Consider the following 13,202-nt stretch of genomic DNA (forward strand, 5'->3'; position numbering starts at 1 on the left):
ACTCACCTTAGTAACTGCGCAATGCTTTAACGGTCTTATCGTCTAAGCGGCGAACCACTTCCGTTACAAGCTTGACTGTATTGAAGTAGTCATCCTCATGAATGACAGAAGTATGAGAATGCAGGTAACGAACTGGCACGGTAATAGCGATCGAAGGGACCCCATCACGAGTCAAATGCATTTGACCAGCATCGGTTCCTCCACCAGTGATCACGGTATATTGGAAAGGAATTTCCATCTCTTCTGCGACATCGATCACAAAATTCAATAATTTCTTGTGAGGAATCATGGAAGCATCGAAAATCAGGACTTGTGGGCCTTTGCCTAACACAGAATCCGCTTCTTTTGGTGTCATTCCAGGTGTGTCCCCAGCGGTGCCAGTATCTAGTGCGATCGCGATATCGGGATTCACTAAGTGAGTGCTTGTTCGCGCCCCTCTTAGGCCAACTTCTTCCATCACGTCACTGCCAGCAAACAAGCAGTTTGGATGTCCTTCTGCTGCCAAGGTTTCTAATACCCGCAGTGATACCGCCGTGCCGATTCGATTGTCCCATGCTTTGGCTAATAAAAATTTGCTGTCGTTCATCCGTTTGTATTGGATATAAGGGGTGATCATATCGCCCGGACGGATCCCCCAGCCTTTGGCTTCTTCTTCACTTGAAGCGCCGATATCAATGAACATATCTTTGATATCATACGGTTTATTTCGAGTCTCTGGACTCAAGACATGGGGTGGTTTTGAACCGACGACACCGTGGATCAATTTGCCTTCATTGGTTTTGATCTCGACTTGCTGTGCCAGCATCACTTGCCCCCACCAACCACCAAGGGTCTGGAATTCAATAAAGCCTTTTTCTGTGATTTTAGTTACCATAAAGCCGACTTCATCCATATGTCCCGATATAAAAATTTTCGGTCCACCGCCATCACCAACATGTTTGGCAATGACACTTCCTAAACCATCAAAAAAGATATCTTCAGCAAAGTCTTTGGCATATTCTTTAAAGACTTCACGCACTTCCTCCTCATTCCCAGGAACCCCACGTGCAGTCGTTAGGTCTATTAAAAGCTGTTCTTCTTTTTTCTCCATCTTGCTTCCTCCTTTGTCTCATTGATTATGATTATACCATTCTCTTAATCTGGTGCCAGAGGGAAATACAAAAAGATTGGTTAAATGAAAAAACGATCCTCGTTTTGTCGTGATCCTCAAGATTAGATTTTTTGGTCTAATTTGTAAGGTTCGCTTCAATTCTAAGGATCGTTTTATCAAGAATTCAATCAAGTTTCAATTATTCGCAGACACAGCTTGACGGTAATCAAATAGGCAAATAGATAGACGACTGCTGCAACTGCCGCAAACAAATGAGCGACCCAATACCCAGGACTGTCGATGATTTGGGTGAAGGTATTGATGGCAAAGACGGCATGCAAGATCGCCAGTAGCGTACCTGGCATAAAGATCCAGATGTTTTGCCAGTAAACGAGTTTGCGTACTTCTTTTCGGGTGTAACCTAGTTTGGTCAATAATCGGTAATTGTGTTTCTCCCGCTCGGTATTTGAAAATTGCCGAACGATCAAACTGCTGGATGTCGTGATCAAAACGATCACACCTACAAATAATGACACAAACAAAACGATTCCTGCTTGCCGCCGCACGCCGCGCATCGTTGTAAAACGATTCGCTAAGGTCAGTCGATATGCGGTCATCTGGTTATTCTCACTGGTGGAATCTCGGGCAGTCTCTGGATAAAAACGCACGCTTTTTTGGTCATCGCTAAACTCATAGGTCAAAGGATGCGTCCACTCAATCGGCAGCTCTTCATCTAGCAGCTGAGTCAAGCTCTCCGTTTGCACCTTGTCTGTTTGTAAATAAGCAACGCTATAGGTGAAGCCCTCAACTTGCTGGTACGCATCATCTTGGATGACAAGGACATTTGGCAAGGAATAGCGCAAGGCAGAATCCCCAAAATAATCCTGTTCTGCTTGAATGAGTTTGAACGTATGTTGACTGCCGATTTTGACCTCATCGCGATAGGTGATAAACGAACGAGTCACATCGTATTGACTGTCAAAAAGCACCGCTTGTTTATCGGTACGCAGTTGAATCTCCGGGGCATCGGGAACCAGTTTTCGCAGACGCTGATAATCAGAAAAAGCGACCAGATTCACCATGATATTTTCAATATTTTCGTCTTGCAACTCTCCAAGGTAACGGGTTTGGACCGTCATATTGGTCATTTTATAGGGAATCGATTGTTCGGCAATAATCGGTGTATCGGCTTTTTCTAAAAGGTCCCGCAAGGTATCTGCCTGCTCTTCTGACACTTGAAAGGACGTTGGATAAATGCGGTTCGTTGCTTGATAGTTTAATGAGATGACCCCCATCGTTCCCCCGATCAGGGAGATTGCGATCGCTGTGATGATCGTCAAAAGCGCATAGCTTTTCCACGTTCTTTGCAAGTAAGCCCGCACGTTATTGTAAGCAATCAGTTTCGCCCCTTTGATAAGACGTTTTTTCGGCTTACTCAAAAAATATAACAATGCCGGCAACGAGCAATCAAAAAAAAGATAGGTTGCCGTCACACAACAAAACAGAATCAATAAAGGAATCCATAAAATTGCTGAAAAATCTTGTGTGTACGTGATATAGTTGGTCCACGTTTCCCGCAGGGTCAAAGACAAATAGTAGCCTACCCCCAGTAGAATCAGACCTAGAACCCCCATTAATGAACGAAACGGGGTCATTTTCATTTTCTTGATCGGTAAGCGGTATTCAGTCTTGATCAGCTCACTCATTGGGGTACGCCAAACAAAAAGGATCACTTGAATACTCAAAATAATCATCGCCGCGATAAAGACAAAAACCGTTGAAAAAATCGATTGGGGTGAATTAAAGAAATGACTCGTTAAATTCAAACCCATCGCTCGAATCAAAATCATAGAAAAAAATTTCGAAAAAATAATCCCCATAAAGATGCCAGTCACTAAAGAGAAAAAGTTCAATAGAAACGTTTCCCGCAGCAACAGCCAAGCCAGACGACCTTGCCGCAGCCCCAAAAGCTGGTAAACACTGATTTCTTTTTGTCGCTGACTAAGAAAAAAATGATTGGCACTCAGCATAAAAAACAAAACGACAAAGGCAACCACACTGCTGCCGAATCCTAAAACCCCTTCAATGCGGATATCTTGCTGGACCCGTTGATTCAGCAGACGATCATTCATCAAGGCGTTAAAGGAATAAAAAATCATCACGGCGGTCATCATACAAATAAAATACACCATATAGTTGCGAAACTGCCGCAAGAAACTCCGCCAGCCGATTTTAAACAACATGGCGCGGACCGCCTCCAATCGTTGCCTGCATATCGATGATTTTTTCGAAAAATTCCTGACGCCCGCCTTTTTTGACGACTTCTGCAAAGAAGACACCGTCTCGGATGAATAAAATTCGGTTGCAGTAGCTGGCGGTGAAAGGATCATGCGTGACCATCAAGATCGTCGTTTTCTCTTGTTGATTGATTTGCGCTAAATACCGTAACAATTCTGTCGCCGCTTTTGAATCAAGGGCGCCAGTGGGTTCATCAGCAAAAAGGACCGCCGGACGACTAATGATTGCTCGAGCAGCAGCGACCCGCTGTTTTTGCCCTACAGACAATTCTTCTGGGTAGCGATCTAACAAGTGCTCGATTCCTAACAAATTGGCCGTTTGTTCAATGCGCTCTTGGGTTTCACTCACGGGCAAACGATCAATGGCAAGGGGAAGCAAGATATTGTCTCTGGCTGTCAACGTCTCTAAAAGATTAAAGTCTTGAAAGATGAAACCGATCTGCTGACGACGAAAATCACTGAGGGCTTTTTCCGACATTCGGGTAATGTCTTTGCCATCGATATAGATCGAGCCTAAGCTAGGTCGCATAATTGAAGACAACAGATTCATCAAGGTCGTTTTCCCAGCACCGCTAGGCCCCATGACCCCGACAAATTCTCCTTGATCCACTGCAAAAGAAAGGTTATCTAATACTTTGGTTTGATTGAAACGAGTGCCGTAACTTTTGGTCAGATGCTTCACATCAATCATATTTTTCACATAGAACCCTCCTTTAATAAAATTCTCTCCTTATGGTAGCATACTTTTTCATTGAATACTTCTGCTTCAAAACAGAGAAAAAATAAATTTAAAAAAGTTTTTTATTCATTATGTGAAACATGGAACAACCAAATCCTTAATCTTATCAGTTTTCTCAGAAAACGCCCCAATGAATATACACCATATATTGTGTATATCCAATTTACCAACCCTTATTCACCACTATATATAGTTGCTCATTTCTACAATTTGTTTTATTATATTGAGGAAGATAAGGAGTGGTAGAAATGATGAACATTAAGAGAAATCCTGAGCAAGGGTTGGAAAGACAGTCCGCTTTGCGTCAGTTAAAAATCGTAAAACGTGATGGACGGCTTGTCGATTTTGATGATCAAAAAATTTACGATGCGTTAGTGAAAGCCCTAAGAAAAATCAACGGCGAGCTTTCGCCCATCGACCACGAAAAAATCACCGAGATCGTTGACAGTGTCGATCACGAGATCGCGGAACGTTTTCGTACGAATGTAAAAATCTATGAGATCCAAAATATCGTCGAGCATATCTTATTAGCAAAAAACGAGTATGCCTTGGCTGAAGAATATATCAACTATCGGACCCATCGTGATTTCGAGCGCAGCAAAGCCACAGACATCAACTTTACGATCAACAAATTGATGAATAAAGATCAATCGGTCGTCAATGAGAATGCCAATAAAGATAGCAATGTGTTCAATACACAACGTGATTTGACCGCTGGGATCGTAGGAAAATCGATCGGTTTGAAAATGCTCCCTCCTCACGTGGCAAATGCTCACCAAAAAGGCGACATTCATTACCATGACTTGGATTATCATCCTTACACCCCAATGACCAACTGCTGCTTGATCGATTTTAAAGGCATGCTGAATAATGGGTTTAAAATTGGGAACGCCGAAGTGGAATCGCCAAAATCGATCCAAACGGCCACCGCTCAAATCTCACAAATCATTGCAAACGTAGCATCGAGTCAATATGGCGGCTGTTCTGCTGATCGAACAGATGAATTATTGGCTCCTTTTGCTGAGTTGAATTATCAAAAGCATCTAAAAGATGCCGAAGAATGGATCGAGTCGCCTGAACGTCGGGAAGCTTATGCGAAGAGCAAAACGCGCAAAGATATCTACGATGCAATGCAAAGTCTAGAATACGAAATCAATACGTTATTCACCTCAAACGGACAAACGCCGTTTACTTCCCTTGGGTTTGGTTTAGGAACCAACTGGTTCGAACGGGAGATCCAACGAGCGATTCTCCAAATTCGCATCAACGGGTTAGGCAGTGAGAAGCGTACCGCTATTTTTCCAAAATTGATCTTTAGTATTCGCCGTGGCGTCAACTTGGCCCCTACCGATCCGAACTATGATATTAAAGAACTGGCTTTAGAGTGTGCCACCAAACGGATGTATCCTGATATTTTGAATTATGATAAATTAATTGAATTGACCGGCAGCTTTAAAGTGCCGATGGGCTGTCGTTCTTTCTTGCAAGGCTGGAAAAACGAACGTGGCGAAGAAGTCAATGTCGGTCGGATGAATCTAGGCGTCGTAACATTGAATATTCCTCGGATCGCCTTAGAAGCAAATGGTGATCAAGAAAAATTCTGGACGCTGCTGGAAGATCGTCTGCAAATCGTCAAGGATGCTCTTGTCTATCGGGTGGAGCGCTGTAAAGAAGCCAGCCCTGCGAATGCGCCGATCCTTTATATGTATGGGGCTTTCGGTGAACGTTTGGATCGCAAAGACAATGTGAATGAACTATTCAAAAACAAACGTGCTACTGTTTCTCTTGGATATATCGGTTTGTATGAAGCTGCTTCGGCTTTTTATGGTGGAACATGGGAACAAGATCCAGAAGCAAAAGCCTTTACCCTAGCGATCGTGAAAGAATTGAAAGCTCATGCAGATGCTTGGGGCGATGAATACGGCTATCATTTCAGCGTATACTCGACGCCTAGTGAAAGCCTGACTGATCGTTTCTGCCGCTTGGATACCGAAAAATTCGGTGAAGTTGAAAACATTACCGACAAAGAATACTACACCAACAGCTTCCACTATGATGTGCGGAAAAATCCGACACCATTTGAAAAACTTGATTTTGAAAAAGAGTATCCAAAATACTGTTCTGGCGGGTTTATTCATTACTGTGAATACCCAGTCTTGCAGCAAAATCCAAAAGCGTTAGAAGCGGTATGGGATTACGCTTATGATCGGGTCGCCTATCTTGGAACAAATACCCCTATCGATCACTGTTATGAGTGTGGGTATGAAGGAGATTTCAATCCAACCGAACGGGGCTTCGAATGCCCACAATGTGGCAATCATGACCCAAAAAGTTGTGACGTCGTCAAAAGAACCTGTGGGTATCTTGGAAATCCTCAAGCTCGTCCAATGGTCAATGGACGGCACAAAGAAATTTCTGCCCGGGTCAAACATTTGCAAGAATAAACGAAAAAGGAGTGCTAGAATTCTTCTACACTCCTTTTCTTGAAGACCAATCCCTGTAATTCATGATAGAAAGAAGTTTTCTTATGAGAAATCCGAAACCTAAAGAATGGCAAGCCAAAGAATATAGCCAAAATTATATTGCTGATTACAAAGCCTTCAACTTTGTTGATGGTGAAGGCATTCGAAATAGTTTATACGTGAGCGGCTGTCTCTTTGCTTGTGAAGGCTGTTTCAACAAAGCGGTCCAAAACTTTCGCTATGGTACACCTTTTACGCAAGAACTAGAGGATCGAGTCATCGAAGATCTGCGGCATGATTATGTCCAAGGGCTGACCCTCCTAGGCGGCGAACCTTTCTTGAACACAACAGTCTGTCTGAAAGTCGTTGATCGGGTGCGTGCTGAATTTGGGCACAGCAAAGATATTTGGAGCTGGTCAGGCTACACCTATGAAGAATTGCTTTTGGAAACACCCGATAAATTGGAACTTTTATCCAAAATCGATATTTTAGTCGACGGTCGTTTTGAACTGAGCAAACGAAATTTAAACTTGCAGTTTCGCGGCAGCAGCAATCAACGAATCATTGATCTTGCTGCATCTCGGGAACAAGGAAAAGCGGTTATCTGGGCAAAGTGCAAAGATGCTGAAGCAAGCTACGAACAAATCAAAAAACAAATTTAAAAACTATAAACACCGTGCATCTTGAGGTGATCCAAAAGTTAGACCAAAAAATCGAACTTTTGGCGGTCACCTCCTCTTCCTTCAAAGATGATGCACGGTGTTTTTTTATGTTATATCAACTCAGTGACCAAGCTTTTTACAGGTACTTACTTGCTTCACGAATCGTCAAAGGCGCCAGACTTGTTTGATAGCGAAGCAGAAAGTCTTGGACCCACTGAGGATTCGTCTTGGCATAATCTCGTAAGCTCCAGCCAATGGCTTTGTTGATAAAGAATTCAGAACTCCCCAAATTATTGACGAGGACCTCTTCAAGCAGTGGTCGATCCATCTGTTCTTTTTGCAGCAGTTGATGGAGTATTGCCACTCGCCGCAGCCAAAGATTTTCCTCAAGACTCCAGCGAAGCATTTCAGCTTTTAACGCTGGCAGTCGGCGAACTAGTTTTCTGACAACCTCACTTAGGGCATCCACGCTATCCCACCAAGCTTTTGTTATGACTAGCTGTTCAATTTTTGCCAGATCGATGGCCGCTAGAAACGGCTCCATCACCACTAAATAATCAATTGCAAGGTATTGGTGTTCCCGATAGCTGCTTTGCCAACAATGATCGATAAAGTCCCAATCAACCGTTTTCGTTTGTTTTGCTGCTTTGAAGGTCGCTTTTTCTCCTGCTGGCGGCGCAACGGCGTAGGAATGCCTAAAAAATCAAACTGATGCCGCATGTAGGCGGCCATTTTTTCACTTCGCTCCTGATCAGCCAATCCTGTCATTGTGTCATATACTTGATAGAGTGTCATTTTGCTCCTCCTCTTCTGCCTACTGCTCGTCAGATAGTTGCCATAAGGGTAGTACGATATTTTCATAGGTCAGTGGATCAAGATTTGTGACGGTGATCCCCAAAAGACGGATGCCTTTTTCCAGACCTAAAATTTCTTCCCAAATCAGACTTGCTTCGGAAAATAGCTGTTCTTTTTTATGAACATAGGTTGGCAAGGTCACTCGCTTGGTGATCGTAGAGTAATCACTGTAACGAACTTTCAACACGACCGTCTTGCCATGTTTTTGTGTGCGCTTCAGGGATCTTTCGACTTCTTCTGCGATAGCCCGTAACTGGCTCAATACTTGTTCTTCACTGGTTAATGGATTGCCGTATGTATGCTCTTTTCCAACTGATTTCCGTTCTCTCGTCACACTAACTGGGGAATCATGGATCCCTCTAACTTTCCGATACAAGGAATACCCCATTTTGCCAAATTCACGAATCAGCGCCATCTCACTCCAGCCATACAGATCAGCTCCTGTAAAAATACCTAACTCATGCATCCGCGGAACAGTTTTCTTCCCGATCCCGTGAAATTTATCAATGGGTAATTGTTGCAAAAATGCCACTGCCTCATCTGGCATCACCACCGTCAATCCTCGTGGTTTATGATAATCCGAAGACAGTTTTGCCAAGAATTTGTTGTAACTGACTCCTGCCGAACAGGTCAGATGAGTCTCTTGCCAGATGTCTCGTTGAATCAAACGAGCGATCTTAATTGCTGAAGGACAATTGATCTTGTTGACTGTGACATCTAGATACGCTTCATCAATAGAAACTGGTTCGATGATGTCGGTGTATCGATGAAAAATTTCTCTGACTTGCTGGGACACTTCACGATACTTTTGATGATTTCCCGGTTTAAAAATCGCTTGAGGACAAAGCTCATAGGCTTTTTGCGCACTCATTGCCGAGTGGATGCCATATTGTCGTGCCAGATAATTGGCGGTCGTGACCACTCCTCGTCCGCCAGTATCACTTGGGTGACGGGCAATGACGAGGGGATGCTTGGCAAGCTCTGGATCATCCCGTTCTTCCACCGAAGCAAAAAAAGCATCCATATCAATATGAATAATTTTGCGGCTCGTATCATTTTTTAAGGGAAATTGCAGTTCCGACATCGTTGTTCACCTCACTTCTTATTATAAACGAACAGAGGTTCCCTATCAAGCAAGGAATCGAGGGAAGCACACAAAAAGGACCAATCTTCATTGGTCCTTCCTTCTACATTCACTGCTTTTACGGCCCTCTTCATGGTCCAAGAAGTTCTACTATAAGGCAGCTTCCCCTCGTTCATTAGTGCGAATCCGAATCGCTTCTTCCAACGGGTAGACGAATATTTTGCCGTCACCGACTTCATCTGTCCGACAGATCGATACAATCAGCTCAATCACCGCATCGACTTTTTCATCTGCTAAAACAAAACGGACATTTACTTTTGGTAAAAGAGTTGTGATCACTTCTTGGCCACGAATAAACTCTTTGAGGCCTTTTTGATTGCCGCAGCCCAGCACTTGACTGACTGTCATGCCGCTGATCAAATCAGACTGGTCCAAAGCGGCCTTTAGTTCTTCTAATTTTTCTTGGCGAATAATCGCTTCAACTTTTTTCATGACTGCTCCTCCACTCTTAAGAATCTAACCCCATAAAGGTAGGATAGGCCGTTTCGTCATGTTCGATCCGATCCATCCCCACTGCTTCTTCTTGTTGCGATACGCGAATCGGCATCACCCATTTGATCAAAGTGATAATGACAAAGGATAAGATACCTGCAAATAGAATCGTAAATACGATACTTTCGGCTTGTGCGAGAAAAAGATCAACGCCGCCATATAGCAATCCTGACTGTCCACCCACTGCTGGATCCGCAAAGATCCCTGTCATCAAACCGCCAAAGATCCCGCCTACGCCATGGCAGCCAAAGGCATCCAGTGCATCATCTAAGCCTAGACGATGTTTGATGACAGAAATAAAGAAGTAGCAAAACGGACTGACTAAAGCGCCAATGATAAAGGAAGACCAAAGCGAGACAAATCCCGCACCTGGTGTGATGGCAACTAAGCCCACGACGGCTCCAGTACACGCACCAACGATCGTCGGTTTGCCCAACACGATTTTTTCGATCAGCATCCAAGAAAGCATCGCACTGGCTGCTGCCGTATTCGTGGTCATTAGGGCGTGGATCGCTAGACCATCAGCTGCTAACGCAGAGCCAGCATTAAAGCCAAACCAGCCAAACCATAAAAGGCCAGCACCTAGTACAACAAATGGAATATTATGAGGACGATATTCGGTTTGATGAAATTCTCGCCGCTTACCGACAACGATCGCTAAGACTAACCCACTGATACCCGAACTGATATGAACGACATTGCCTCCTGCAAAATCGATCGAGCCGATCGCATCTAAGAAACCGCCGCCCCATACCATATGTGCCATTGGAAAATACACGAGAACTAGCCAGAAGCCGATAAATAGGAAAATAGCTGAGAAACGCATTCTGCCCACGACAGATCCAGTAATGATCGCCGTTGTGATCAAGGCAAACATCATTTGAAAGGCCGCAAATAACCCTTCAGGAATCCCTTCTCCTTCTGTCATCGAGACATGATTGAAAAAGACTTTATCTAAATTCCCAATAAATGAGCCTGTGCCGCTAAAAGATAAGGTATACCCTAAAGCGACCCATAGCACAGACGCCAAGCCCATCGTACAAATCACCATCATCATGGTATTGAGGATGTTTTTGCGACGTTCCAATCCTCCGTAAAAAAATGCCAATGCTGGAGTCATAAGAAAAACCATACCGCTACAAATTAAAATAAATGCAATATTCCCTGTGTTCATTTTTGACGCCTCCTTTTCTTTATGTTAGCTATCCTAACATCATATGTTCAAATAATCTAGATTTTTCTGAGAAAATCGTGAATTTTCTGAAAATAGCTAACTGTTGATGTCAGATAATTTAACACAAGTCCGAAAAAAGACAAAAAAATACCGAGAGAATTCTCGGTATGATTACGTTTCTAATTGATGGTAGGCTTGATAAACAAGCTGTTTCTTCACTTGATTGCGTTTAGCCACTTCTTTGATGGCTTCTTTCGAAGACAAGTCTGCCTCTTCCATCAAGGCTGCCACCTGTTCAGCATAGCTTCCTTCATAAACGACTTCAGGGATTTCAGAAGCGCCTTCCACTAATAGACAGCATTCCCCTTTGATCGGTTGTTGGTCGAGGTATTCAATCAATTCTGAAAAGGTCCCTCGCAAGTATTCTTCGTGGATTTTTGTCAATTCACGGCAGATAACTGCTTGACGTTCTCCCAATACCTCTTTCATCGTTTCGATCGTCGCTGCGATTCGATACGGTGACTCATAAAAAATCATCGTAGCTTTTTGGCTTGCCAATTCACTTAACGCTTGCTTTTGTTCTTTTTTCTTACGAGGTAAAAAGCCATAAAAAAGATTCGGCTGCGGTGATAAGCCAGAAGCGATCAGCGCGGTCAAACCAGCCGTAGGACCTGGGAGCGCAATCACTGCGATTCCTTCGACCAAGCACGCCTTGACTAATTCATGACCTGGATCACTAATGGAGGGCATACCAGCATCACTGCATTGGGCAATAGTCTTGCCCATTTGCAGCTGTTCTATCAGCTGTGGCACCCGTTCTTTATAATTGTGTTCATGTAAGCTTTTTTGCGGTGTCGCAATCTCAAAATGATTCAACAATTTCTGGGTATTTCGAGTATCTTCACTTGCGATCAGGTCCGCTTCTTTTAAAATTTTGACACATCGGAACGTCATATCTTCCAAGTTACCGATCGGTGTTGGAACAAGATACAGTTTTCCAGTGTCTTGTTTATAACTTTGCTGCTTTTGCATGTACTGCTCCTTTCGAAAAAAAGACCAGCAGAAATTGATCTTTTTTCTAACGAACCGCTTCGTCTGTCAGCTATTTGCCGCTTTCACGATAGATCACTTCTAGACAAAACGCACAAGGTTCGTCATGTTCTCTGCGAGAACCGTATAAGTCATAACAAACATGAAATCCTTCTTCGTAAATCTTTTCTAAATTCATCCGCGATTTAGAAAGCTCTTGTTTGACCGATTCAGCGGGTGCATCTGCCACTTGGTTCAACTCACGAATGTGTTCACGTAAGCGTTGATTTTCCAATTCTAATGTCGTATTTTTTTCGACGATTTCTTGCAAAGACTGCTTCATTTCCGCAAGATTATTCAAGGAATTTTGCAACTCCACTTCTAACTGATTCAATCCGTCATATATTGATCGTTTGTCCATGCTCATTATGGTCACCTACTTATTTTGTCACTAGTTCTTCATAATCATACTCGATTGGTGTTTGCCGATCATGCAAACGGACTTTGATCACTCGGCTCAACAGATCCAGCCCAACCACACGTCCTTTGCCATCTGGCGTTTCAACTTCCTTGCCGCGATCCGGCAATTCTTTTTTTGCACGCTCATACTCTTCACTTTCGTACTTAAGACAACACATCAAACGACCACATAACCCTGAAATTTTTGCAGGATTTAAGGAGAGTCCTTGATCCTTAGCCATCTTGATGGACACTGGGATAAAATCGCCTAAAAACGTCGCACAGCATAGTTTGCGACCGCAGGGTCCAACTCCCCCCAGCGCCTTCGCTTCATCCCTGACACCAATTTGGCGCAGTTCGATCCGTGTATGAAATTCACTTGCTAAGTCTTTGACCAACTCACGAAAATCAACGCGGCTTTCTGCCGTGAACGAAAAAATCAGTTTTGTGCGCTCAAAGGTATACGCCACCCGAATCAGCTTCATTGGTAGCTGGTGTGCTCGGATTTTTTCTTTCCCGATTTTCAACGCTTCGTCTGCTGCTTTTTGATTGGCGGCAGCTTGCTCCAAATCTTTTTTCGTCGCTCGACGCAGGATCGGTTTGACTGCTTGAGGCAAATCGCTCTCATTCATTTTTCTGCTTTTGGTAACCACCGTGGCAAGACATTTGGCATCTTGTGATTCCACGATGACTTGTTCATTTATGGTATAGGTCTGTTTTTTTGGTGTGTAAAAATAAATCTGGCCCACGTCATGATAACGCACTCCGACAACTTCGATCATCTCTGGTCTCCTTTTCC

The 13,202-nt window shown here is 43.5% G+C and carries 11 protein-coding genes and 1 pseudogene; 2 read left to right on the forward strand and 10 right to left on the reverse strand.

Going from position 1 to position 13,202, the window contains the following annotated elements; translation table 11 throughout:
* Window positions 1-7: 7 nt before the first annotated feature.
* The 3 genes from QN079_RS09675 to QN079_RS09685 all read right to left on the reverse strand — a co-directional run bounded on the left by QN079_RS09675 (window position 8) and on the right by QN079_RS09685 (window position 4,087).
* Entirely contained in the window at window positions 8-1,090 is a 1,083-nt protein-coding gene (locus QN079_RS09675; protein ID WP_010749523.1) for a M42 family metallopeptidase, read from the reverse strand.
* Window positions 1,091-1,278: 188 nt separating this feature from the next.
* On the reverse strand, window positions 1,279-3,333 hold the full coding sequence (locus QN079_RS09680; protein ID WP_289229625.1) for an FtsX-like permease family protein: 2,055 nt from the start codon (window positions 3,331-3,333) through the stop codon (window positions 1,279-1,281).
* On the reverse strand, window positions 3,323-4,087 hold the full coding sequence (locus tag QN079_RS09685; RefSeq protein WP_005229848.1) for an ABC transporter ATP-binding protein: 765 nt from the start codon (window positions 4,085-4,087) through the stop codon (window positions 3,323-3,325). Before QN079_RS09685 ends, QN079_RS09680 begins: the two co-directional genes overlap by 11 nt.
* A gap of 287 nt (window positions 4,088-4,374) precedes the next feature.
* Here QN079_RS09685 and nrdD point away from each other — a divergent pair, with 287 nt between their 5' ends.
* Window positions 4,375-6,570, forward strand: a complete 2,196-nt coding sequence (gene nrdD / locus QN079_RS09690) for an anaerobic ribonucleoside-triphosphate reductase (protein ID WP_289229626.1) — start codon at window positions 4,375-4,377, stop codon at window positions 6,568-6,570.
* An 83-nt stretch (window positions 6,571-6,653) separates the two neighbouring features.
* Window positions 6,654-7,250, forward strand: a complete 597-nt coding sequence (gene nrdG, locus QN079_RS09695) for an anaerobic ribonucleoside-triphosphate reductase activating protein (protein WP_289229627.1) — start codon at window positions 6,654-6,656, stop codon at window positions 7,248-7,250.
* Window positions 7,251-7,386: 136 nt separating this feature from the next.
* On the opposite strand, the pseudogene QN079_RS09700 reads toward nrdG, so the two are convergent.
* The 7 genes and pseudogenes from QN079_RS09700 to QN079_RS09730 form a co-directional block, all read right to left on the reverse strand.
* Window positions 7,387-8,045, reverse strand: a pseudogene (locus tag QN079_RS09700) (DNA alkylation repair protein).
* 19 nt (window positions 8,046-8,064) lie between these two features.
* The gene (gene dinB, locus QN079_RS09705) at window positions 8,065-9,189 is read right to left on the reverse strand and encodes a DNA polymerase IV (protein ID WP_005229832.1); all 1,125 of its coding nucleotides are present in this window, start codon (window positions 9,187-9,189) and stop codon (window positions 8,065-8,067) included.
* Between the two features lie 150 nt (window positions 9,190-9,339).
* The gene (locus QN079_RS09710) at window positions 9,340-9,681 is read right to left on the reverse strand and encodes a P-II family nitrogen regulator (RefSeq protein WP_005229830.1); all 342 of its coding nucleotides are present in this window, start codon (window positions 9,679-9,681) and stop codon (window positions 9,340-9,342) included.
* A 16-nt stretch (window positions 9,682-9,697) separates the two neighbouring features.
* Window positions 9,698-10,915 (reverse strand): ammonium transporter, encoded by a 1,218-nt coding sequence (locus QN079_RS09715; protein WP_289229628.1) that lies wholly within the window; start codon window positions 10,913-10,915, stop codon window positions 9,698-9,700.
* Window positions 10,916-11,086: 171 nt separating this feature from the next.
* Complete coding sequence (gene rsmI, locus QN079_RS09720) at window positions 11,087-11,947, reverse strand: 16S rRNA (cytidine(1402)-2'-O)-methyltransferase (protein ID WP_015509949.1); 861 nt, start codon at window positions 11,945-11,947, stop codon at window positions 11,087-11,089.
* 70 nt (window positions 11,948-12,017) lie between these two features.
* On the reverse strand, window positions 12,018-12,365 hold the full coding sequence (locus tag QN079_RS09725) for a DNA replication initiation control protein YabA (RefSeq protein ID WP_026008088.1): 348 nt from the start codon (window positions 12,363-12,365) through the stop codon (window positions 12,018-12,020).
* A 19-nt stretch (window positions 12,366-12,384) separates the two neighbouring features.
* A complete protein-coding gene (locus QN079_RS09730; protein ID WP_005229821.1) occupies window positions 12,385-13,185 on the reverse strand; it encodes a PSP1 domain-containing protein in 801 nt (266 codons plus the stop codon).
* Window positions 13,186-13,202: the final 17 nt, after the last annotated feature.

The organism is Enterococcus sp. FZMF (genome assembly GCF_030263915.1).
GTDB lineage: Bacteria > Bacillota > Bacilli > Lactobacillales > Enterococcaceae > Enterococcus_D > Enterococcus_D casseliflavus.

What these genes read in the sequence shown, in the direction of transcription:
- QN079_RS09675 (WP_010749523.1), bottom strand. Translation starts at nt 1,090, where the DNA reads ATGGAGAAAAAAGAAGAACAGCTTTTAATAGACCTAACGACTGCACGT.
- QN079_RS09680 (WP_289229625.1), bottom strand. Translation starts at nt 3,333, where the DNA reads ATGTTGTTTAAAATCGGCTGGCGGAGTTTCTTGCGGCAGTTTCGCAAC.
- nrdD (WP_289229626.1), top strand. Translation starts at nt 4,375, where the DNA reads ATGATGAACATTAAGAGAAATCCTGAGCAAGGGTTGGAAAGACAGTCC.
- nrdG (WP_289229627.1), top strand. Translation starts at nt 6,654, where the DNA reads ATGAGAAATCCGAAACCTAAAGAATGGCAAGCCAAAGAATATAGCCAA.
- dinB (WP_005229832.1), bottom strand. Translation starts at nt 9,189, where the DNA reads ATGTCGGAACTGCAATTTCCCTTAAAAAATGATACGAGCCGCAAAATT.
- QN079_RS09710 (WP_005229830.1), bottom strand. Translation starts at nt 9,681, where the DNA reads ATGAAAAAAGTTGAAGCGATTATTCGCCAAGAAAAATTAGAAGAACTA.
- QN079_RS09715 (WP_289229628.1), bottom strand. Translation starts at nt 10,915, where the DNA reads ATGAACACAGGGAATATTGCATTTATTTTAATTTGTAGCGGTATGGTT.
- rsmI (WP_015509949.1), bottom strand. Translation starts at nt 11,947, where the DNA reads ATGCAAAAGCAGCAAAGTTATAAACAAGACACTGGAAAACTGTATCTT.
- QN079_RS09725 (WP_026008088.1), bottom strand. Translation starts at nt 12,365, where the DNA reads ATGGACAAACGATCAATATATGACGGATTGAATCAGTTAGAAGTGGAG.
- QN079_RS09730 (WP_005229821.1), bottom strand. Translation starts at nt 13,185, where the DNA reads ATGATCGAAGTTGTCGGAGTGCGTTATCATGACGTGGGCCAGATTTAT.